Raw genomic sequence first — 20,417 nt, 5'->3', positions numbered from 1 at the left:
AATATGTCACGACACAGCGAAGCATCTGACGATGTACAAACCTGGGAAGGCAGCCTGAACTACAAAGAAGGCTTCTTCACCCAGCTGCAAACCGACGAACTGGCACACGGCATCAATGAAGATGTGGTGCGTGCCATTTCGGCCAAACGTAACGAACCCGAGTGGATGCTGGAGTTCCGTCTCAAGGCGTTTCGCGCCTGGCTGGAGATGGAAGAGCCACACTGGCTGAAAGCGCACTACGACAAGCTCGATTATCAGGATTACAGCTACTATTCCGCGCCGTCCTGCGGCAATTGCGATGACAGCTGTGCCTCTGAACCGGGTGCCACCCAGACGTCCGGCAGCGTCGCCTCCAGCGATTACCTGACCAAAGAAGTGGAAGACGCGTTTAACCAGCTGGGCGTGCCGGTGCGTGAAGGCAGAGAAGTGGCGGTGGACGCCATTTTCGACTCGGTGTCCGTGTCGACCACTTATCGTGACAAGCTGGCTGAGCAGGGCATTATTTTCTGCTCCTTCGGTGAAGCGATCCACGATCATCCGGAGCTGGTTCAGAAGTATCTTGGCACCGTGGTGCCGCACAACGATAACTTCTTTGCTGCGCTCAACTCGGCGGTGGCGTCCGACGGTACCTTCGTCTACATCCCGAAAGGCGTGCGTTGCCCGATGGAGCTGTCGACCTATTTCCGCATCAACGCGGCGAAAACCGGCCAGTTCGAACGTACCATTCTGATTGCTGATGAAGACAGCTACGTCAGCTATATCGAAGGCTGTTCAGCGCCGGTGCGCGACACCTACCAGCTGCACGCAGCGGTCGTCGAAGTGATCATCCACAAAAACGCCGAAGTGAAATACTCCACGGTGCAGAACTGGTTCCCGGGCGGAGAAGGCGAGGGCGGTATCCTTAACTTCGTGACCAAGCGTGCGCTGTGTGAAGGCGAGCACAGCAAGATGTCGTGGACGCAGTCCGAGACCGGCTCAGCCATCACCTGGAAATACCCGAGCTGCATCCTGCGCGGTGATTACTCAGTGGGCGAATTCTACTCCGTCGCGCTGACCAGCGGTCGCCAGCAGGCCGATACCGGTACCAAGATGATTCACATTGGTAAAAACACCAAATCGACCATCATCTCGAAAGGTATCTCAGCCGGTAAGAGCCAGAACACCTACCGCGGCCTGGTGAAAATCATGCCGACTGCGACTAACGCGCGTAACTTCACCCAGTGTGACTCGATGCTGATTGGGCCGGACTGCGGTGCGCACACCTTCCCGTATGTGGAAACGCGCAACAACAGCGCGCAGCTTGAGCACGAAGCCACGACGTCGCGCATCGGTGAAGACCAGATGTTCTACTGCCTGCAGCGCGGCATTAGCGAAGAAGATGCGATCTCGATGATCGTCAACGGCTTCTGTAAAGACGTTTTCTCCGAGCTGCCACTGGAATTCGCCGTGGAAGCGCAAAAACTGTTAGCGATCAGCCTTGAGCACAGTGTCGGCTGATGCCACACGCGTTGCCGGAAGCAATGTGAAGGAAAGAGTATGTTAAGCATTAAAGATTTACAGGTTAGCGTTGAAGACAAAGAGATTTTGCGCGGTCTGAACCTTGAGGTTAAGCCGGGCGAAGTGCATGCCATTATGGGCCCGAACGGTTCCGGCAAGAGCACCCTGTCTGCCACGCTGGCCGGTCGTGAAGATTATGAAATCACCGGCGGTTCCGTGACCTTTAAAGGCAAGGACCTGCTGGAGCTGGAGCCGGAAGAGCGTGCCGGTGAAGGCATCTTCATGGCGTTTCAGTACCCGGTCGAGATCCCGGGCGTCAGCAACCAGTTTTTCCTGCAGACCTCAGTCAATGCGGTGCGTAAATACCGTGAGCAGGAAGAGCTGGACCGTTTCGACTTCCAGGACTTCATCGAAGACAAGATCAAGCTGCTGAAGATGCCGGAAGATCTGCTGACCCGTTCCGTCAACGTCGGCTTCTCCGGCGGTGAGAAGAAGCGTAATGACATCCTGCAGATGGCGGCGCTGGAGCCTGAGCTGTGCATCCTCGATGAAACCGACTCCGGTCTGGATATCGATGCGCTGAAAATTGTTGCAGAAGGCGTGAACAGCCTGCGCGACGGCAAGCGCTCATTCATCATCGTAACGCACTACCAGCGCATCCTGGATTACATCAAGCCAGATCACGTGCACGTGCTGTATCAGGGCAAAATCGTGAAGTCTGGCGACTTTACGCTGGTGAAACAGCTGGAGGAGCAAGGCTATGGCTGGCTTACCGACCAGGAGTGATAACGCGCTGCAGCAGTGGCATCACCTGTTTGAGTCACGCGGCGAGCAGCGTTCGCTGCAGGCACAGCAGCACTGGCAGCAATTGATGCGTGTCGGCCTGCCGACGCGCAAGCATGAAAACTGGAAATACACCGCGCTGGACAGCCTGCTGGCACAGCAGTTCGTGCAGGCGGACGCGCCAGGCGTGAGCGCTGAGCAGGTGGCTGCGCTGGCGCTGCCGCTGGACGCGATTTGCCTGGTGTTCGTCGACGGCCGCTTCCAGCCTGAGCTGAGCGCGCGTGACACCGGTCTGTTTGACGTGCAGCACAGCCGTGCCGCTGAGCGACGTCCGTTACCGGCCGCGGTACAGCCGGAGGTGTTCCTGCACCTGACGGAAAGTCTGGCGGAAGAGGTGACCTCGATTCGTCTGCCGCGCGGCAAAGCTGCGGCGCAGCCGCTCTATCTGCTGCACATTACCAGCGGGCAGGCGGATGCGCTCAACACGGTGCATCATCGTCACCATCTGGAGCTGGAGTCCGGCGCGGAAGCGCAGGTGATCGAGCATTACGTGACGCTGAATGGCAGCGCCCACTTCACCGGCGCGCGCTTTACCTTTGCGGTGGGCGACAATGCGCAGCTGAAGCATACCAAGCTGGCGTTTGAAGAGAGCAGCAGCTATCACTTTGCGCACAACGACATCGTGATTGGCCGTGACGCGCAGGTGAGCAGCACCAGCTTCCTGCTGGGTGCCGGTTTGTCGCGTCACAACACCAGCGTGCAGCTGAATGGTGAGAACACCCAGCTGTCGCTGAATAGCCTGGTGCTGCCGGTAGGCAGCGAAGTGGCGGATACGCGCAGCTATCTGGAGCACAACAAAGGCCACTGCCTGAGTCGCCAGCTGCACAAAACCATTTCGCGTGACAAAGGGCGCTCGGTGTTTAACGGCCACATCAAAGTGGCGCAGCACGCGCTGAAAACTGACGGCCAGATGACCAACAACAACCTGTTGCTCGGTCGCCTGGCGGAAGTGGACACCAAGCCGCAGCTGGAAATCTACGCCGATGATGTCAAGTGCAGCCACGGCGCGACTATCGGTCGCATCGACGACGAGCAGATGTTCTACCTGCGCTCGCGCGGCATCGCCGAAGACGCGGCGCAGCAGATGATCATCCATGCTTTCGCCGCTGAACTGACGGAAGCGCTGGAAGATGACGCGCTGCGTCAGGTGGTGCTGCAACGTATTACCGATCGTTTCCCGGGAGTTGAGTCATGAGTTTCGATCTCGAACGAGTCAGAGCGGAGTTTCCGATTCTGAGTCGTGAGGTCAACGGACATCCGCTGGCCTACCTTGACAGCGCGGCCAGCGCACAGCGCCCGCTCGCGGTGATCAACGCGGAAAGTCACTTCTATCAGCACGGCTATGCGGCCGTGCACCGTGGCATTCACTCGCTGAGCGCGCAGGCGACCAGCGACATGGAAAACGTGCGCGCCCAGGCGGCGCGTTTTCTGCATGCCGCGGCAGCCGAAGAGATCATCTTTGTTAAAGGCACCACCGAAGGCATCAATCTGGTGGCTAACAGCTGGGGCGGCAGTCAGCTGCAGCCGGGCGATAACCTGATCGTCACTGAGATGGAGCATCACGCCAACATCGTGCCATGGCAGATGGTGGCGCAGCGCACCGGCGCGGAAATCCGTGTGCTGCCGCTTAACGACAACGGCGAGCTGGCGCTGGAACAACTGGCGGGGCTGATCGACAGCCGTACGCGCCTGCTGGCCGTGACGCACGTTTCCAACGTGCTCGGCACGGTTAACCCGGTGAAAGCCATCGTGGCGCAGGCGAAAGCCGCAGGCGTGGTGACGCTGGTGGACGGTGCTCAGTCTGTGATGCACCACCCCGTTGACGTGCAGGATATCGGCTGCGATTTCTACGTGTTCTCCGGCCATAAAATCTATGGGCCGACCGGGATTGGCGTGCTGTACGCGCGTAAGGCGCTGCAGGAGATCATGCCACCGTGGGAAGGCGGCGGTTCGATGATCGATCAGGTCATGCTGCCCACCGGCACCACCTGGAATGGCGCACCATGGCGCTTTGAGGCCGGCACGCCGAACACCGGCGGCATTATCGGTCTCGGCGCGGCGCTGACGTGGATCAGCGAACTCGGTCTGGAGACGATCCATCAGCGCGAGAGCCAGCTGATGCGTTACGCGCTGGACAAGCTGGCGTCGGTGCCGGACCTGGTTATTTACGGCCCGGCCGAGCGCAGCGGCGTGGTGGCGTTTAACCTCGGTAAGCACCACGCGTTTGACGTTGGCAGCTTCCTCGACCAGTACGGCATTGCCATCCGCACCGGCCACCACTGTGCCATGCCGCTGATGCGTCATTATGCGGTGCCCGCGATGTGTCGCGCCTCTTTCGCGCTCTACAACAGCGAAGAGGAAGCCGATCGCCTGGCGGCTGGCCTGACGCGCATTCATCGTCTGCTGGGCGGTTGAGCAGATTTCAGGAGTTATGCATGGCAAACCTGCCAGAAAAAGAGAAACTGGTGCGCAACTTCAATCGTTGCGCCAACTGGGAAGAGAAGTACCTCTACATCATTGAACTCGGGGCAAAATTACCAGAATCCTCTGAAAGCTTGCATCAGCCGCAGTACGTCATTTCCGGCTGTCAGAGTCAGGTATGGATTCGCATGACCCCACAGGCAGACGGCACCATTGCTTTTGAAGGTGACAGCGATGCCGCCATCGTTAAGGGTTTGATTGCCGTGGTATTTAGCCTGTATCAGGGTCTGAAAGCGCCAGAGATTCTGGCACTGGATGTCGCCCACTGGTTCGGCGAACTGGCCCTGACGCAACACCTCACCCCTTCGCGTTCGCAGGGGCTGGAAGCGATGATTCGCGCGATCCGGCATAACGCACAGTCTCTCAGCTAAGTTACACTCTCCAGACCCCGGCCATGACCGGGGTCTGTTCCATCCGACAAAGAGAAAATTGCATGAAACCTGCGCTTCGTTTAGCCGGTGCATTGCTGTTGTCCTGTTTCGGACTGTCTGCACCTGCGTTTGCTACGGAATACCCCCTGCCAGCCGCTGATAGCCGTTTGATTGGCGAAAACACCCTGACCACCGTCCCGGATGACAAACGGCCGCTGGAGAGCATTGCCGCGCGTTATAAGATAGGCATGCTTGGCATGCTGGAAGCCAACCCGGGCGTCGACCCCTGGCTGCCGAAGGCCGGAACGCAGCTTACCGTGCCGCTGCAGATGCTGCTGCCGGATGCGCCGCGTGAAGGCATCGTGATCAACCTGGCCGAACTGCGTCTCTACTACTATCCCAAAGGGGAAAATCGCGTAGTGGTGTATCCGATCGGCATCGGCCAGTTAGGTGCCGCCACGCCCAGTATGGTGACGAGTATCAGCCAGAAAATCCCTAACCCCACCTGGACGCCCACCGTCAATATCCGCAAACGCTACGCCAAAGAGGGCATCACGCTGCCCGCGATGGTGCCTGCCGGGCCGGATAACCCGATGGGGCTGTTTGCGCTGCGTCTGGCGCGCGGCAGCGGCCAGTATCTGATTCACGGCACCAACGCCGACTTCGGCATCGGGATGCGCGTCAGCTCCGGCTGTATTCGTTTGCGTCCGGACGATATCGAAGCGCTGTTCAACAGCGTGCCGCAGGGTACACGTGTACAGGTGATTAACCAGCCGATCAAATATGCCATCGAACCCGACGGCAAACGCTACATCGAGGTACACCAGCCGCTGTCGCGTAATGAACAGGACGATCCGCAGACCATGCCAATTGCGCTGAGCGCGCCGCTGAAAGCCTTTATAAAGAGTGCGAAGAGCGACAGTGCGCTGATTAAGGCGGCGATTGAACGTCGTTCAGGCATGCCGGTACTGGTGAGCAGTGGGGAACCGGTGAGTGAGGCGACGCCGCTGCCGGCAGTGCTGCAGACGCAGCAGGGGGCAACAGGCGGTGCGCAAGCCACCATCAGTCAGGCGCAGGGCGAAGCCGCTGCGACACCGTGATTCAGGGCCAGCGGACGGCAGAATCCGGACAAAAAAAATGGTGCCACAAGGGCACCATTTTTCAAACCAGAACTCTTACTTACGGTAAGAGTGAGCCTGGTTGTCCAGACGCTGGTTAGCGCGAGCTGCGTCGTCTTTAGCAGCCTGAACGTCAGAACGGATTGCGTTCACGTCGTTGCTCAGCTGGTCAACTTTAGCGTTCAGAGTCTGAACGTCTGAAGACAGCTGGTCGATTTTAGCGTTGCTTGAGCAACCAGCCAGCAGAGTTGAACCCAGGATTACCGCGCCCAGTACCAGTTTAGTACGATTCATTATTTATACCCTCTAGATTGAGTTAATCTCCATGTAGCGTTACAAGTATTACACAAAGCTTTTTAAGTTGAGAATAAATTTTTGATGAGAACATGCTTAAATTTGATCGTTCGCTCAAAGAAGCAGCGTTTCGCAGAACATGATGAAAATATTTAGCGAAAACAGAGAGATTTAATCGGATTAACCTTAATTCTGCGGGATATTGAATAGTTATTATCGATTGGAATTTTCCGCTTTCTGTCTTAGGCGCGGAATAAAAAAAAGCGCCCCGAAAGGCGCTCTTTTAAATAAACATCACCGGCTCGATCAGAGTACGTGCACCGACGCGGTGTTGGTGGTTCCGCTCGGTACCAGCGCACCCGAAACCATCACCACAACATCGCCTTTCTGCGCGTAGCCGCTCTGCAGCGCCATCTCTTTGCCGATGCGGTAGAAATCATCGGTCGAGGCGATTTCGCTCACCAGACGCGTTTCAATCCCTTTACTGAGGATCAGCTGACGCGCGGTGGTCTGGTTAGTGGTCAGGGCCAGAATGGTGGCATCCGGGAAGTATTTACGCACGGATTTAGCTGACTTACCGCCTTCGGTCGCCACCACAATCACCGGCGCTTCCAGTTTCTCAGCGGTCTCAACGGCGCCACGGCACACTGCTTCAGTGATACGCAGCTTGCGCGAATCCTGCAGGGAATCGATGCGCGATTTCATCACGCGATCGGTACGCTCGCAGATGGTCGCCATGATGGTGACCGACTCCAGCGGGTATTTACCCTTGGCGCTCTCACCGGACAGCATCACCGCGTCGGTGCCGTCGAGGATGGCGTTGGCCACGTCGCCGGCTTCAGCACGGGTAGGGCGCGGGTTCTTGATCATGGAATCCAGCATCTGCGTCGCGGTGATTACCACTTTGCGCGCTTTATTACACTTCTTGATCATCATCTTCTGCGCGAAGATCACTTCTTCAACCGGGATTTCCACACCGAGGTCACCACGCGCGACCATGATGCCGTCAGAGGCTTCCAGGATCTCGTCGAAGTTGTTCAGGCCTTCCTGGTTTTCGATCTTGGAGATGATCTGAATGTGCTCACCGCCGTGGGCTTTCAGGTGCTCACGGATTTCCAGCACGTCAGAACGTTTACGGATGAAGGAAGCCGCAACGAAATCCACGCCTTGCTCGCAGCCGAAGATCAGATCACGTTTGTCTTTTTCCGCCAGCGCCGGCAGCTGAATGGACACGCCCGGCAGGTTGACGCCTTTGTTTTCGCCAAGGTCGCCATTGTTCAGCACTTTACACACCACGGTGTTTTCCGTGACTTCGGTGACTTCCATGCCGATCAGACCATCGTCGACCAGCACGGTGTTACCAATTTTCAGGTCTTCGGTGAAACCGGCGTAAGTAACGGCAACGCGCTCGCTGTTACCAATCACTGACTGATCGGTGGTGAAGGTGAAGGTCTGGCCAGCTTTCAGGGACACATCGTTGCCACCGTCCAGTTTCATGGTACGGATTTCCGGGCCTTTGGTGTCCAGCAGAATCGCGGCCTGGCGACCGGTTTTTTCCATGACGGCACGCATGTTGGTGATGCGCTGACCATGTTCGGCATAATCCCCGTGAGAGAAGTTCAGGCGCATGACGTTCATGCCCGCTTCCAGCAGTTGAGTCAGCATCTCTTCGGATTCGGTTTTCGGACCGATAGTACAAACGATCTTGGTCTTTTTCATGTCAGATTTCTGTAAGTTGTGATGGATGATAAAGGTCGGGGTTCGATGCGCCTGGCACCGAAGTAAAAATCTGTTTGGTGTTGGTACGTTTGACACAGAAGTAAGAATAGGTGACGACGGCTAAGCGTGCAGAGAAGTTATGCGCCGGGCGGAGAGACCGTAGCGACGGCGTTGCGCAAATGATGTAAGTGGCTGGCATAGGCACGTTAGCGCTGAAACCTTTCAGGTGGAACAACGCGGCATAGTATAGTCGCTAAGTATGCGAAAACCAATATAAAAGCAGAGGGAGAAAACCGACTCAGATCAAGGAAAGGCGAGTTGCGCAAGGGAGATAACAGCAAAAGTGGTGCGCTCTAATGGACTCGAACCATCGACCCCCACCATGTCAAGGTGGTGCTCTAACCAACTGAGCTAAGAGCGCATTTCAGAAATCTGGTGCGTCCGAGTGGACTCGAACCACCGACCCCCACCATGTCAAGGTGGTGCTCTAACCAACTGAGCTACGGACGCACTTGGTGCGCTCTAATGGACTCGAACCATCGACCCCCACCATGTCAAGGTGGTGCTCTAACCAACTGAGCTAAGAGCGCAACACGCTGTCAGGGCGACAGCGGGGACGAATATTAACGGCAGGCCGTGATGCTGGCAAGCGGAAAAATGATTTTTCCTGACGACTGACCAGCAACTGTGCTATGCGTCGTTTTTTTCGCCATTGCGGGCCAAATAAACGCCCGCTCAGCCACTTAGCGCGCGGCGCGCGCCAGAATCACCTGCGCCGGTAAACGCTGCAGACGGCGGATGCGCCAGATCATCATCACCGCTGCCGACGTCAGACCGACGATAAATCCGCACCAGAAACCGGCCGGCCCCAGCGGTGCCACCACCCAGTCGGTCAGCGCCAGCACGTAACCCACCGGCAGTCCCAGCACCCAGTAGGCGATCAGGGTAATAAAGAAGATCGAGCGCGTGTCCTTATAGCCGCGCAGGATACCGCTGCCGATCACCTGAATCGAATCTGAGAACTGGTAGATGGCCGCCAGCAGCATCAGCTGCGCCGCCAGGGTAATCACTTCCGGATTCGCGGTATAGAGCGCGGCAATATCGTGGCGGAAGGTCACGGTAAACAGCGCGGTTATCGCCGCCATGGTGATACCCACGCCCTGACCGGTCCACGCGGCGATGCGGGCCTGTTCGGCCGAGCCCTGGCCCAGACGGTAGCCGACACGAATGGTGGTGGCGACGCCGAGTGACAGCGGCAGCACAAACATCAGCGAGCTAAAGTTGAGCGCGATCTGATGACCAGCGACTTTCACAATGCCGAGTGGCGACACCAGCAGCGCCACCACGGCAAACAGCGTGACCTCGAAAAACAGCGCCAGCGCGACCGGTAATCCCAGCGTGAACAGGCGCGTCAGGATGGTGCGCGACGGTGGCGACCAGCGGTTATGCATGCGAATATCGCGCATGGCCGGCATGCGCTTCAGCCAGAAGCGCATCACCAGATACATCACCCAGTAAACCGACGCGGTGGCGACGCCACAGCCCACGCCGCCCAGCGCAGGCATACCGAAATGGCCGTAAATAAACACATAGTTCAGCGGAATGTTGGTCAGCAGGCCGAGGAAACCCAGCAGCATCGCCGGCTTGGTCTTCGAAAGCCCTTCACACTGATTACGTGCCACCTGGAAAAACAGGTAGCCCGGTGCGCCCCACAGCAGCGCGTGCAGATAGCCTTCTGCTTTGGCCGCCAGCTGAGGATCAATGTCATGCATGGTGTGAATCAGGTAACCGGCGTTCCACAGCACCACCATAATCAGCAGCGCCACGCCCGCCGCCAGCCAGTAACCCTGGCGCACCTGTTCTGCGATGCGTTCGCGTCGCCCGGATCCGTTGAGTTGCGCAACGGTTGGCGTCAATGCCAGCAGCAGACCATGACCAAACAAAATGGCGGGAAGCCAGATAGAGGTGCCGACAGCAACGGCGGCCATATCCGTGGCGCTCACCGCACCGGCCATTATGGTATCCACAAATCCCATCGCGGTCTGTGCCACCTGAGCAAGAATGACCGGGATCGCGAGGGCCAGCAATTGACGCGCTTCTGTTAAATACTTCTGCACGTATCACCTGCGTAATTTAAGAAGAGAGCGGGGCGGAATCCCCAAAGAATGCGCGACCTAGTGTAGCGGTAGCCCGCACTTCCGCCAAACATTGATCGCATTTGGCTGCGCCATTTGTGTAAAGTTTGCGCGCCGGCAAATTAAACCTTGCGGCGCAAGCTGTGATAAACTGCCACAAACTTCGCAGAGGCTGAAATTATGTTTACCGGAATTGTGCAGGGCACGGCAGAAATTGTCGCCATTGAAGAAAAAGAGTTGTTCCGCACCCACACCGTGCGCTTGCCTGCTGAGCTGCTGCCCGGCCTGGCGCTGGGCGCCTCGGTAGCGCACAACGGGTGCTGCCTGACGGTGACCGCCATTGACGGCGATCGCGTCAGCTTCGATCTCATCAAAGAGACGCTGCGCATCACCAACCTCGGTGAATTACAGGTTGGTGACATCGTGAATATTGAGCGCGCCGCGAAATTCAGCGATGAAATTGGCGGACACCTGATGTCCGGCCATATTATGACCACCGCCGAAATCTGTAAAATTATCCAGTCAGAGAATAACCGCGAAGTGTGGTTTAAATTACAGGACGCTGAGCAGATCAAATATATTCTGCATAAAGGATTCGTCGGCATCGATGGTATCAGCCTGACAGTCGGTGATGTCACCAAAAGTAAGTTCTGCGTGCACCTGATCCCGGAAACGCTGGAGCGCACCACGCTGGGCGCGAAGAAGCTGGGGCACCGGGTCAATATCGAAATCGATCCGCATACCCAGGCGATTGTCGACACCGTCGAACGTGTGCTGGCGCAGCGTGATGCCGCGGCTGCCGCGCTGGTGGCACAAACGCTGCCGGACGCGGAGTAATCGCGAATAAAAAAGGCGCGGTAAGCGCCTTTTGTCCTGGCTCGGAAATCAACGCGCCACGCGCAAACCGCCTTCAGCGCCGCGGCTGAAAACTACCTGCCACAGCTGAATATCCCGCGCGCGAAACGCACCGGCGCAGGCGTTGAGGTAATAGCTGAACATCCGTTTGAAACGCTCGCCATACTTCTCCGCCAGCTGCGGCCATGCCGCCTGAAATCGCTCGTACCAGGCCATCAGCGTGGTGTCATAATCCGCGCCAAAGTTGTGCCAGTCTTCCATGATGAAGTGAGATTCGCTGGCATCGGCAATCTGCCGTACCGACGGTAAACAGCCGTTGGGGAAAATGTATTTATCGATCCACGGGTCGACGTTCATGTCGGTTCTGATCGCCCCAATGGTGTGCAGCAAAAACAGGCCTTCCGGTTTCAGGTTACGATCAACCACATCGAAGTAGGTGGCATAGTTTTTCGGCCCGACGTGTTCGAACATGCCCACCGACACGATGCGGTCAAACTGCTGGTTCAAATCACGGTAATCCTGCAGCAGAATGGTCACATCCAGACCGGCACAGCGCTGCTGCGCCATTTTCTGCTGCTCGGCAGAGATAGTCACGCCATGCACTTTCACCCCGTAATGACGCGCGGCGAATTCCGCCAGTCCGCCCCAGCCGCAGCCGATATCAAGTAGCGTCATGCCCGGCTCAAGCTGCAGCTTGCGGCAGATCATATCCAGCTTGTCCTGCTGTGCCTGCTCCAGCGTTTCCGCGCTTTTCCAGTAGCCGCAGGAGTACTGCATAAACGGATCGAGCATCAGTGAAAACAGGTCGTTGCCAAGATCGTAGTGCTCTTTACCAACAATCCAGGCGCGTTTCTTTGACTGCAGATTGGTGAGGCGCGCCGCAGCGATGCGCAGCGTGTCTTTAAAATGGTGCGGTAACTGCTTATCCAGATGATGTTTCAGCACGCGGTGGAAGAACATATCCAGACGTTCACACTCCCACCAGCCGTCCATGTAGCTTTCACCGAGGCCCAGCGATCCCTCCTGCAGGACTCGTTTGAAAAAATCCGCATGTCTGACCTGAATATCCCAGGGGCGTGTGCCGTTGATGTGAATGTCCGCCCGCTCCAGTAATTCATGGGCGATACGAAACCATTGGTTTTCTTCAAGGCTCACTTCTTCTATACACGATGAACTCATAGCTTCTCCATCACCTTTCCGATTTGAACCTGAGAAAAAGAATAGTCAAATTCCTCAGGCCTGTGAGAGAACTCACGGAAAATCCGTGCGCCAGATAGCCGACGTACTACAGAGGTATGAATCTGAATAGAGATGTCTGCCACAACTCCGGAGGTGAATATCGTGCAGACGCCATCCCAGCGACAGTGTCGCTAAAAAATACGCTCATTATGTTATTGATTTGTTGCAGAAATGCTGACCCACTGAGTATATGCTCACGCAGGTCAGTATTCAATGGCTTATCGTTAGTTTGCTAACGATAATCGTTGCCTTAGCAATTATCTTCGCAGGGGCGGGAAGCGTGAGCAATATCACTTTGTGCGCTGGCGCTGCGCTGCCACAGGAAACCGGCCCAGGCGAGGATCACCGTGGCCACCATGACCAGTGTGGTATGTAACAGCGCCTGCTGCAGACCGGCGGAAACAATCAGGCTGGCGAGGAAGCATAAGCCCAGCTGCAGCAGATTCTGCAGGCCGGCCGCTTTGCCGGTGGCCTGCGGGAACGGGGCGAGGGCGCTGGACACCACAATCGGGTAAATCGCGCCATTGGCCAGCGCCATGCCGCAGAACGGCAGCAGCAGAGCCACCAGCGGCGGCGTAGTCATCAGCGCCACCGCAAACAGACCCAGAATGCTCAGGCTGTAAATCATCAGCAACCACGGCAGCAGCTGCGCACCCTGAAAGCGGTTCAGCAGTGCGCGACAGCCAAATCCGCCCAGCAGGAAGGCGATGGTCTGCGGAATATAGCTCAGGCCAATGTCCGCCGGGCTCAGACCCGCGGCGGCGAGGATAAACGGCGAGCCGGTCAGCCAGGCGAAGAAACTGGCGGAGCAGGCGGCATAAATCAGTACGTTACCGCTGTAAATACGCGTCGCCAGCAGCGTCAGCCAGCCCGGCTGCGGCGTGCTGTCGTGGCGCGCACGCGGCGCGCTGGCCAGTTTCAGCGTGCCGAACAGCAGCACCAGCGTCACCAGCGTGAGCGCGAGGAAAATGGCGCGCCAGTGAAAATGGGCCATCAGCCAGGCCCCCAGCAGCGGTGCCAGCGCCGGTGACAGCGCCACCAGCGGCATAATCGTGGCAAACACTTTGTTGGCTTTGGCCTGCGGATAGCGATCAACCACCAGCGCCTGCCAGCTCACTGCTGCGGCGCACACGCCTGCCGCCTGCACAAAGCGCAGCGCCAGCATCAGCCAGACGTTAGTCACCCACAGCATGGCAAGACAGCTCAGCGCAAACAGGCTCAGGCCCGCCAGCAGAATGGGTTTACGGCCAAAGCGATCCGACAGCACGCCCCACAGCACCTGCGCACAGGCAAAGCCGCCCAGAAACAGGCTCAGGCTGGCGCTGATGGTGCCCGGTGCGGAAGCAAAGTCGCGCTGCATGGCGCCGAAGGCGGGTAAATACATATCGGTGGCCAGAAAGCCGAGCATGCTCAGCACGGCAAGGTAAGGCAGAAATCCTTTGGATGACAGCATGGTTTTTCTCATTCGGCAGGTTGAACGGCGGGGAGTGTAAAAGGGTGCAGCGGGCTTTGTGAAACGCTAATATTTGCAGGGTGCTGTTAAAATTTTTGATGGGAAAACTATGTGGTCGGAATATGCACTTGAGGTGGTGGACGCGGTAGCGCGCACCGGCAGTTTTAGCGCGGCGGCGCAGGAGCTGCACCGCGTGCCCTCTGCCATCAGCTATACCGTGCGCCAGCTGGAAGGCTGGCTGGCGGTACCGCTGTTTGAGCGGCAGCATCGCGAAGTGGTGTTAACGGCAGCAGGCGAGCACTTTGTGCGCGAAGGGCGATCTGTTATCAAAAAAATGCTGGCCACGCGCCGTCAGTGTCAGCAGCTGGCCAACGGCTGGCGCGGTCAGCTCAGTATCGCGGTAGATTGCATCGTCAAACCGCAGCGCACCCGCCAGCTGGTAAAGGATTTTTACCGCCATTTCCCCGATATGGAGCTGATCATCAGCTACGAAGTATTTAACGGCGTGTGGGACGCGCTGGCTGATGGGCGTGTCGATGTGGCGATTGGCGCCACCCAGGCCATTCCGGTCGGCGGCCGCTTCGCTTTTCAGGATATGGGCGCGCTCAACTGGCGCTGCGTGGTGAGTCCGCAGCATGCGCTGGCTCACAGCCCGCAGCTGGACGACGAAACCCTGCGCGCCTGGCCATCGCTGGTGCTGGAAGATACGTCGCGCGCGCTGCCGCGCCGCATGACATGGACGCTGGATAACCAGCGGCGGCTGGTGGTGCCGGAGTGGGAAACCGGGCTGGATTGCCTGCAGGCCGGATTGTGCGTGGGCATGGTGCCGGGGCACCTGGCGCGCCCGCTGCTGGACAGCGGCGCGCTGGTGGAGCTGGCGTTGCCGCAGCCGTTTCCGGACAGCCCATGTTGCGTTAGCTGGGCTGAGCAGCGCGCGTCACCGGCGCTGGCGTGGTTGCTGGAATATCTGGGCGATGCGGAGACGCTGAACCACGAGTGGCTCAGCGAGAAGGCGGCTTAACGGCGGTAATCGCGGAACGGGCCATCGGCCACGGAGCGGCGCTCAATCAGCGTGGGCTGCACTTCAATGGTCTGCGGTTCTTCGCGTTTGCTGGTGATTCGGTCCAGCAGCATCTCCAGTGCCTTTTCCCCCAGCTGCGCTTTCGGCTGGTGCACGGTTGTCAGCGCCGGGGTGAAGTAGCGCGCGTTGCGCACATTGTCGTAGCCAATCACCGAAATATCCTGCGGCACGCGCAGTCCCATCTCGTCGGCCGCGCAAATCGCGCCCATCGCCATGATATCGCCGCCGCAAAACACCGCCGTCGGGCGCTGTTTCTGATTCAGGATCTGCTGCATTGCCTGATAACCTGACTCCGGTTCGAAGTCACCCTGCACAATCCACTCGGGACGGACGCTGATGCCCGCTTCCTGCATCGCCTGCAGAAAACCCGCATGACGACCGCCACCGGTGTTGCGCTCCATCTGGCCAGGGATAGCACCGATATCGCGATGGCCGCGCTCAATCAGGTATCGTCCGGCGAGGTAACCGCCGTGGAACGCATTGTCCTGCACGGTATCGGTAAAGTCCCCGCGCGATTCGCCCCAGTCCATGACCACCATCGGGATATTGCGGTTCTCTTCCAGCATCTGCAGCAGATCGTCGGGATATTCGGAGCACATGACCAGCAGGCCATCGACGCGCTTTTGCGCCATCATCGAAAGATAAGCGCGCTGTTTTTGCAGATCGTTGTGCGCGTTGCCGAGAATCAGCGTGTAACCACGCTCAAAGCAGTGATTCTCCACGGCTTCAATAATTTCGGCGAAGTAGGGCGCTTCGCTGGAGGTCGCCAGCAGGCCCAGCGTCTTGGTGTGATTCACCTTCAGGCTGCGGGCCACCGCGCTCGGTGAGTAGTGCAGCGCTTTAATCGCTTCCCATACGGCGTTACGCGTCTCTTCCGCGACAAAACGCGTTTTGTTGATGACATGCGAAACCGTGGTGGTTGAGACCCCGGCGCGTTTCGCCACATCTTTAATGGTTGCCATGAAAATGGTACTCCTGGGCTTATCGCAACTTACTGATAAGTATATTGTTAAACGTTTGCGTCTGCTAATGGTTTTGCGCCCTGAATATCAGGGCCAATCTGCTTAATCGGGCAGGGAAACATCCTTCAGCAGGCTGTCAATGCAGCATGCGCTAAATCTGTTGCGCAACGAAAGGCGGCGATTCTAGCAAGCCGGGGCGGATAACACGAGATTTTTGCCCATCACTGTGCGAAAATTATTTAACCATGCAAACTGTGTGACTAAGGAGTTGTGATGAGTACCGATTTAAAACTGGCATTGACCACCACCGCCGCTGCTCTGCTGATGATTATTGCCTTTAGCTTTACCGCCATTCTACATTAATAAAAAAGCCGGTGCTGCTGAGCAGCCACCGGCTTTTTTGTTGCGCAACGCTGAGGTTAGCGCACGGTTTTCGGCGTCATCATACGGCGTGCGCCAACGTAATGCTTCTGCCAGTAATCCTCGCCCAGCGCGCTAATCTGAATGTCCTTACCGGTGCGCGGAGACTGAATGAATTTACCATTGCCCAGATAAACCCCGACATGGTCGGCGGTGCCGCGGTTGTTGATGCGGAAGAACACCAGATCGCCTTTCTCCAGCATCTCGCGCTTGATCGGCGCGGCGTCGCGCAGGTGATACATCTCATTGGCGGTGCGGGGAAATTTAAACTTCACCAGATCTTTGTAGGCGTACCACACTAAACCACTGCAGTCGAAACCGGTATGCGGTGAGGTGCCTCCCCACTGATACGGTTTACCCAGCTGGCCCATCAGTTTCGTCATCGCGGTTTCGCGCGCTTTTTGATAGCGCAGGCGGTGGGCTTTGCTCATTTTAATGCCGCTCAGCTGCTGCACTTCATCATCAACGGCAACGTCACGCGATTTTTTCGCCAGCCGCTGATGACCATATTTTTTCGCACTGAGCTTAAGTGAGGATTTGCGCTGGGTGGAGTGCTGAAGTACCGTTTCGCTTTTCTGCTGTTTTTTCAGCCTGAACTTCTGTACCGACGTCAGGCGTGACTTTTTGCTGGTGGTTTTCACCGGGCGTCGTTTGCGACGCTCATCTTCTCGCGCGTTCTTTTTCTCCGCTTTCTGCAAACTGGCATTAACCGGCGCATGCGGAGAAGCCGCCGCCACATTAAAGAACAGTTGGGCAAAAGCCAGTATGAAAAGCGTAATCAGTAAACGCATAGTCCGGTTACAGGTTAAGCCGTCGGCAGGAAGCCAGACCGCGGTAAAGTTAGAAAAATCTGATCGACGATCAGCACCGGGGCAATTCTAATCCACTTTTTTTGCAAAAGGTAAGGTCTTTTTCCATTAATCTGTCACGGTACTGAAAGTGGGGCAAAAATGAGCGATTTCAGCTGCTTAACCCAGCGGAATTATTGCTAATTATTAATTGATTAATGCTTATTAATGATATGAAAATGTTATTCGTGGCGCGCGAACTTAACAAACATGGCGATATGCGCCGGCTAAGGCAAAATCCCGTTTTCAGTCGCGGGGCGAAGTCGCTACAATAAACAAACACGAAGTGAAGGATTAAGGAAGGCAAAAATGAGTACTGTTGAAAAAATTCAGCGCCAGATCGCAGAAAACCCGATCCTGCTGTACATGAAAGGTTCGCCGAAACTGCCAAGCTGCGGTTTCTCTGCGCAGGCGGTACAGGCGCTGTCTGCCTGTGGTGAGCGCTTTGCGTACGTAGACATTCTGCAAAATCCGGATATCCGCGCTGAGTTACCGAAATACGCCAACTGGCCAACTTTCCCGCAGCTGTGGGTGGATGGCGAGCTGGTCGGCGGCTGTGACATCATCGTTGAGATGTTCCAGCGCGGCGAACTGCAACCGCTGATCAAAGAGACCGCTGAGAAGCATAAAGAAGCAGAATAAGAAAAAGGCCGACAGCAGTGTCGGCCTTTTTTTTGGCTGCGGTCTGACGGGCCTCAGGCTGAGGCATCGTCTTCGGCCGGCTCTTCACTCACCGCCAGCGGCCAGCCGCCGAGGCGTTTCCAGCGATTCACCAGTTCGCAAAACAGCGTGGCGGTCTGTTCGGTATCGTACAGTGCCGAGTGCGCCTGAGTGCTGTCAAAATCTATCCCCGCCGCTTTACAGGCCTTCGCCAGTACCGTTTGTCCCAGCACCAGCCCGCTCAGTGCGGCGGTGTCAAAGGTGGCGAACGGGTGGAACGGGTTACGCTTCATGCCGGTGCGCTCTGCCGCCGCCATCAGAAAATTGTGATCAAAGGTGGCATTGTGCGCCACGATAATCGCCCGGTTACAGCCGCTGTCTTTGGTGCCTTTACGCACCATTTTGAAAATGGCGTGCAGCGCCTCATATTCACTCACCGCGCCGCGCAGCGGATTACTGGGGTCGATGCCGGTAAACGCCAGCGCTTCGGGATTGAGAATCGCCCCTTCGAACGGCTCCACGTGGAAATGCAGGGTTTCATCGCGGTGCAGCCAGCCATCCTCATCCATTTTTAACGTGGTGGCGGCGATTTCCAGCAGCGCATCGGTTTGCGCATTAAAACCGGCGGTTTCAACGTCAATCACCACAGGATAAAAACCACGGAAGCGTTGATGGAGAGCGTTTAAGGCGTTCGATTCAGACATCAGGATCTCATTGCAGGAAATGGGGCAGCGCGCATTATGGCAAAAATCGGCGCAGGGTGCAGCAGGAGAGGGAAGTCAGCCCGCAAATTAGCAGGCTGACTAACGGCATTAGTTGCCGAGGCCGTGACCGGCGTGTTTGTTTTCGATCAGCTCGATTTTGTAACCGTCCGGATCTTCCACGAAAGCGATGATGGTGCTGCCGCCTTTGACCGGGCCAGCTTCACGCGTGACGTTACCGCCCGCCTGACGGATACGGTCGCAGGTCGCCGCGACATCATCCACGCCCAGCGCGATGTGGCCGTAGGCATTGCCGAGGTCGTATTTATCCACGCCCCAGTTGTAGGTCAGCTCAATGACCGCCCCTTCGCTCTCTTCGGTGTAACCCACGAAAGCCAGGGTGTATTTGTATTCGGTGTTTTCGCTCTGACGCAGCACGCGCATGCCCAGCACGCGGGTGTAAAAATCGATGGAGCGCTGCAGATCGCCAACGCGTAACATAGTGTGAAGTAAACGCATAACATCCTCTTTTTAAAAGTCATCAGGGAACCCGCTTAGTATAGCGAGGGAATGCCCTGAAGAAAGCACGCGGCCGCACATCCGCTGCGGCCGCGTTTGACTTACAGTGTCGGGTAGTCGGTGTAACCTTCCGCGCCGCCGCCGTAGAAGCTCTCCGGACGCTGCGGGTTAAGCGGTGCATCCTGCTGCAGGCGCGCCACCAGATCCGGGTTGGCGATGAAGTCACGGCCAAAGGCCACCGCGTCAATCAAGCCACGCGCAATCAGATCGTCCGCTTTTTCCACGGTGTAGGCACCGGCACCGATAATCACGCCCGGGAAGGCGGCACGCACTTTCTGGCGGAACTCATCGGTGTAAGGCTTACCGCCCGCCCAGTCAGGCTCAGACAGGTGCAGGTAGGCGAGGCCGCGCTTGCCCAGTTCGCTGATGTACCAAAGTGCCGCTTCTTCTTCATCAGGACCGTTTTCCAGATTCTGGAAGGCGCCGATTGGCGAGATGCGGATACCGATGCGATCGGCTGACCAGTTAGCAATCGCCGCATCGACCACTTCCAGCGCGAAACGGCCGCGCTTCTCAATCGAACCGCCGTATTCATCGGTACGCTGGTTAGAACCCGGTGCGAGGAACTGATGCATCAGATAGCCGTGCGCAGAGTGCAGCTCCAGCAGGTCAAAATCGGCGTCGCGCGCATTGGCTGCCGCCTGGCCGAAGTCTTTAACGATCTGCTGGATTTCTGCCACGCTCAGTTCACGCGGCATGGAGGTATCTTCGCGGTATACGCTGCCGTCGGCGGCGCGCAGCGAGGTGCGGGTGCCAGCGGCGATCGCGGACGGTGCGACCGGCGCTTTGCCATCCGGCTGCACGCTATTATGCGAGATGCGGCCGGTGTGCCACAGCTGAACGGCGCTGTGACCGTGCGCGGCGTGAATGCCTTCGTTAATCATTTTCCACGCAGCAATCTGCTCCGCGGTGTGTAAACCCGGCGCACCGGCGTAGCCTTTCGCCTGGAACGAAACCTGGGTGGCTTCGGTAATGATCAGACCCGCGCTGGCGCGCTGCTGATAATACTCCGCCATCAGCGGGGTAGGAATATCGCCCGGTTCAATGCTGCGCAGACGCGTCAGCGGCGCCATAAATACACGGTTAGGTACGGTAATCGCGCCCACTTTCAGCGGGGTGAACAGCTGTTTACTCGCCATGATGACTCCTGTAATAGACCGG

Annotated in this window: 20 protein-coding genes and 3 tRNA genes; 10 read left to right on the top strand and 13 right to left on the bottom strand. The window is 57.3% G+C overall.

Annotation, left to right across the window (positions count from 1 at the left end; translation table 11 throughout):
* Positions 1 to 3 precede the first annotated feature (3 nt).
* The 6 genes from sufB to CBW22_RS01780 all read left to right on the top strand — a co-directional run bounded on the left by sufB (position 4) and on the right by CBW22_RS01780 (position 6,292).
* Positions 4 to 1,497: a Fe-S cluster assembly protein SufB gene (gene sufB / locus CBW22_RS01805; protein ID WP_021506232.1), complete on the top strand. Its 1,494-nt coding sequence runs from the start codon at positions 4 to 6 to the stop codon at positions 1,495 to 1,497.
* A gap of 39 nt (positions 1,498 to 1,536) precedes the next feature.
* Positions 1,537 to 2,283 (top strand): Fe-S cluster assembly ATPase SufC, encoded by a 747-nt coding sequence (gene sufC, locus CBW22_RS01800; RefSeq protein ID WP_021506231.1) that lies wholly within the window; start codon positions 1,537 to 1,539, stop codon positions 2,281 to 2,283.
* Positions 2,258 to 3,535 carry a Fe-S cluster assembly protein SufD gene (sufD, locus tag CBW22_RS01795; protein WP_021506230.1) on the top strand — a complete coding sequence of 426 codons (1,278 nt, stop codon included), beginning with the start codon at positions 2,258 to 2,260 and terminating at the stop codon, positions 3,533 to 3,535. The genes sufC and sufD overlap by 26 nt, the downstream gene beginning before the upstream one ends.
* Positions 3,532 to 4,755 (top strand): cysteine desulfurase SufS, encoded by a 1,224-nt coding sequence (sufS, locus tag CBW22_RS01790; protein ID WP_088515862.1) that lies wholly within the window; start codon positions 3,532 to 3,534, stop codon positions 4,753 to 4,755. Before sufD ends, sufS begins: the two co-directional genes overlap by 4 nt.
* 20 nt (positions 4,756 to 4,775) lie before the next feature.
* Positions 4,776 to 5,192, top strand: a complete 417-nt coding sequence (sufE, locus tag CBW22_RS01785; RefSeq protein ID WP_021506228.1) for a cysteine desulfuration protein SufE — start codon at positions 4,776 to 4,778, stop codon at positions 5,190 to 5,192.
* Between the two features lie 62 nt (positions 5,193 to 5,254).
* Complete coding sequence (locus tag CBW22_RS01780; protein ID WP_058757683.1) at positions 5,255 to 6,292, top strand: L,D-transpeptidase family protein; 1,038 nt, start codon at positions 5,255 to 5,257, stop codon at positions 6,290 to 6,292.
* Positions 6,293 to 6,367: 75 nt separating this feature from the next.
* Here CBW22_RS01780 and CBW22_RS01775 read toward each other — a convergent pair whose 3' ends face one another.
* From CBW22_RS01775 to CBW22_RS01750, 6 genes are all read right to left on the bottom strand, one after another.
* A complete protein-coding gene (locus tag CBW22_RS01775; protein ID WP_007374746.1) occupies positions 6,368 to 6,604 on the bottom strand; it encodes a major outer membrane lipoprotein in 237 nt (78 codons plus the stop codon).
* A 306-nt stretch (positions 6,605 to 6,910) separates the two neighbouring features.
* Positions 6,911 to 8,323: a pyruvate kinase PykF gene (gene pykF / locus CBW22_RS01770; protein ID WP_021506226.1), complete on the bottom strand. Its 1,413-nt coding sequence runs from the start codon at positions 8,321 to 8,323 to the stop codon at positions 6,911 to 6,913.
* 344 nt (positions 8,324 to 8,667) lie between these two features.
* A tRNA-Val gene (locus tag CBW22_RS01765) sits at positions 8,668 to 8,744 on the bottom strand.
* A gap of 12 nt (positions 8,745 to 8,756) precedes the next feature.
* Positions 8,757 to 8,833, bottom strand: a tRNA-Val gene (locus tag CBW22_RS01760).
* A 3-nt stretch (positions 8,834 to 8,836) separates the two neighbouring features.
* Positions 8,837 to 8,913 (bottom strand) — tRNA-Val (locus CBW22_RS01755).
* A gap of 153 nt (positions 8,914 to 9,066) precedes the next feature.
* On the bottom strand, positions 9,067 to 10,440 hold the full coding sequence (locus tag CBW22_RS01750; RefSeq protein WP_088515861.1) for an MATE family efflux transporter: 1,374 nt from the start codon (positions 10,438 to 10,440) through the stop codon (positions 9,067 to 9,069).
* A gap of 198 nt (positions 10,441 to 10,638) precedes the next feature.
* Between CBW22_RS01750 and CBW22_RS01745 the strand changes: the two genes are divergently transcribed.
* Entirely contained in the window at positions 10,639 to 11,295 is a 657-nt protein-coding gene (locus CBW22_RS01745; RefSeq protein ID WP_088515860.1) for a riboflavin synthase subunit alpha, read from the top strand.
* Between the two features lie 48 nt (positions 11,296 to 11,343).
* Here CBW22_RS01745 and cfa read toward each other — a convergent pair whose 3' ends face one another.
* Both cfa and punC read right to left on the bottom strand, forming a co-directional pair.
* Positions 11,344 to 12,492: a cyclopropane fatty acyl phospholipid synthase gene (cfa, locus tag CBW22_RS01740; RefSeq protein ID WP_088515859.1), complete on the bottom strand. Its 1,149-nt coding sequence runs from the start codon at positions 12,490 to 12,492 to the stop codon at positions 11,344 to 11,346.
* A 310-nt stretch (positions 12,493 to 12,802) separates the two neighbouring features.
* Positions 12,803 to 14,005 (bottom strand): purine nucleoside transporter PunC, encoded by a 1,203-nt coding sequence (gene punC, locus CBW22_RS01735; RefSeq protein WP_088515858.1) that lies wholly within the window; start codon positions 14,003 to 14,005, stop codon positions 12,803 to 12,805.
* 109 nt (positions 14,006 to 14,114) lie between these two features.
* Between punC and punR the strand changes: the two genes are divergently transcribed.
* Positions 14,115 to 15,026, top strand: a complete 912-nt coding sequence (gene punR / locus CBW22_RS01730; RefSeq protein WP_088515857.1) for a DNA-binding transcriptional activator PunR — start codon at positions 14,115 to 14,117, stop codon at positions 15,024 to 15,026.
* Here the strand turns inward: punR and purR are convergent.
* Entirely contained in the window at positions 15,023 to 16,048 is a 1,026-nt protein-coding gene (purR, locus tag CBW22_RS01725; protein ID WP_021506220.1) for an HTH-type transcriptional repressor PurR, read from the bottom strand. The genes punR and purR overlap by 4 nt on opposite strands.
* A gap of 273 nt (positions 16,049 to 16,321) precedes the next feature.
* On the opposite strand from purR, the gene cydH reads away from it, so the two are divergent.
* Positions 16,322 to 16,411 carry a cytochrome bd-I oxidase subunit CydH gene (gene cydH / locus CBW22_RS25895; protein ID WP_021506219.1) on the top strand — a complete coding sequence of 30 codons (90 nt, stop codon included), beginning with the start codon at positions 16,322 to 16,324 and terminating at the stop codon, positions 16,409 to 16,411.
* A 56-nt stretch (positions 16,412 to 16,467) separates the two neighbouring features.
* Here cydH and CBW22_RS01720 read toward each other — a convergent pair whose 3' ends face one another.
* The gene (locus CBW22_RS01720) at positions 16,468 to 17,259 is read right to left on the bottom strand and encodes a C40 family peptidase (protein WP_088515856.1); all 792 of its coding nucleotides are present in this window, start codon (positions 17,257 to 17,259) and stop codon (positions 16,468 to 16,470) included.
* A gap of 366 nt (positions 17,260 to 17,625) precedes the next feature.
* Here CBW22_RS01720 and CBW22_RS01715 point away from each other — a divergent pair, with 366 nt between their 5' ends.
* Positions 17,626 to 17,958 carry a Grx4 family monothiol glutaredoxin gene (locus CBW22_RS01715; protein WP_021506217.1) on the top strand — a complete coding sequence of 111 codons (333 nt, stop codon included), beginning with the start codon at positions 17,626 to 17,628 and terminating at the stop codon, positions 17,956 to 17,958.
* A 53-nt stretch (positions 17,959 to 18,011) separates the two neighbouring features.
* On the opposite strand, the gene rnt is transcribed toward CBW22_RS01715, so the two are convergent.
* From rnt to CBW22_RS01700, 3 genes are all read right to left on the bottom strand, one after another.
* Entirely contained in the window at positions 18,012 to 18,680 is a 669-nt protein-coding gene (gene rnt, locus CBW22_RS01710) for a ribonuclease T (protein ID WP_021506216.1), read from the bottom strand.
* A gap of 108 nt (positions 18,681 to 18,788) precedes the next feature.
* Positions 18,789 to 19,196, bottom strand: coding sequence for a lactoylglutathione lyase (gloA, locus tag CBW22_RS01705; RefSeq protein WP_021314698.1), 408 nt, complete (start codon positions 19,194 to 19,196; stop codon positions 18,789 to 18,791).
* Between the two features lie 101 nt (positions 19,197 to 19,297).
* Positions 19,298 to 20,395, bottom strand: coding sequence for an alkene reductase (locus tag CBW22_RS01700; RefSeq protein ID WP_058776267.1), 1,098 nt, complete (start codon positions 20,393 to 20,395; stop codon positions 19,298 to 19,300).
* Between the last annotated feature and the right edge of the window lie 22 nt (positions 20,396 to 20,417).

Origin of the sequence: Pantoea sp. VS1 (genome assembly GCF_002207995.1) — a bacterium.
Lineage (GTDB): Bacteria > Pseudomonadota > Gammaproteobacteria > Enterobacterales > Enterobacteriaceae > Pantoea > Pantoea dispersa.
This window is presented reverse-complemented; position numbering and strand designations above follow the sequence as displayed.

What these genes read in the sequence shown, in the direction of transcription:
- sufB (WP_021506232.1), top strand. Translation starts at nt 4, where the DNA reads ATGTCACGACACAGCGAAGCATCTGACGATGTACAAACCTGGGAAGGC.
- sufC (WP_021506231.1), top strand. Translation starts at nt 1,537, where the DNA reads ATGTTAAGCATTAAAGATTTACAGGTTAGCGTTGAAGACAAAGAGATT.
- sufD (WP_021506230.1), top strand. Translation starts at nt 2,258, where the DNA reads ATGGCTGGCTTACCGACCAGGAGTGATAACGCGCTGCAGCAGTGGCAT.
- sufS (WP_088515862.1), top strand. Translation starts at nt 3,532, where the DNA reads ATGAGTTTCGATCTCGAACGAGTCAGAGCGGAGTTTCCGATTCTGAGT.
- sufE (WP_021506228.1), top strand. Translation starts at nt 4,776, where the DNA reads ATGGCAAACCTGCCAGAAAAAGAGAAACTGGTGCGCAACTTCAATCGT.
- CBW22_RS01780 (WP_058757683.1), top strand. Translation starts at nt 5,255, where the DNA reads ATGAAACCTGCGCTTCGTTTAGCCGGTGCATTGCTGTTGTCCTGTTTC.
- CBW22_RS01775 (WP_007374746.1), bottom strand. Translation starts at nt 6,604, where the DNA reads ATGAATCGTACTAAACTGGTACTGGGCGCGGTAATCCTGGGTTCAACT.
- pykF (WP_021506226.1), bottom strand. Translation starts at nt 8,323, where the DNA reads ATGAAAAAGACCAAGATCGTTTGTACTATCGGTCCGAAAACCGAATCC.
- CBW22_RS01745 (WP_088515860.1), top strand. Translation starts at nt 10,639, where the DNA reads ATGTTTACCGGAATTGTGCAGGGCACGGCAGAAATTGTCGCCATTGAA.
- cfa (WP_088515859.1), bottom strand. Translation starts at nt 12,492, where the DNA reads ATGAGTTCATCGTGTATAGAAGAAGTGAGCCTTGAAGAAAACCAATGG.
- punC (WP_088515858.1), bottom strand. Translation starts at nt 14,005, where the DNA reads ATGCTGTCATCCAAAGGATTTCTGCCTTACCTTGCCGTGCTGAGCATG.
- punR (WP_088515857.1), top strand. Translation starts at nt 14,115, where the DNA reads ATGTGGTCGGAATATGCACTTGAGGTGGTGGACGCGGTAGCGCGCACC.
- purR (WP_021506220.1), bottom strand. Translation starts at nt 16,048, where the DNA reads ATGGCAACCATTAAAGATGTGGCGAAACGCGCCGGGGTCTCAACCACC.
- cydH (WP_021506219.1), top strand. Translation starts at nt 16,322, where the DNA reads ATGAGTACCGATTTAAAACTGGCATTGACCACCACCGCCGCTGCTCTG.
- CBW22_RS01720 (WP_088515856.1), bottom strand. Translation starts at nt 17,259, where the DNA reads ATGCGTTTACTGATTACGCTTTTCATACTGGCTTTTGCCCAACTGTTC.
- CBW22_RS01715 (WP_021506217.1), top strand. Translation starts at nt 17,626, where the DNA reads ATGAGTACTGTTGAAAAAATTCAGCGCCAGATCGCAGAAAACCCGATC.
- rnt (WP_021506216.1), bottom strand. Translation starts at nt 18,680, where the DNA reads ATGTCTGAATCGAACGCCTTAAACGCTCTCCATCAACGCTTCCGTGGT.
- gloA (WP_021314698.1), bottom strand. Translation starts at nt 19,196, where the DNA reads ATGCGTTTACTTCACACTATGTTACGCGTTGGCGATCTGCAGCGCTCC.
- CBW22_RS01700 (WP_058776267.1), bottom strand. Translation starts at nt 20,395, where the DNA reads ATGGCGAGTAAACAGCTGTTCACCCCGCTGAAAGTGGGCGCGATTACC.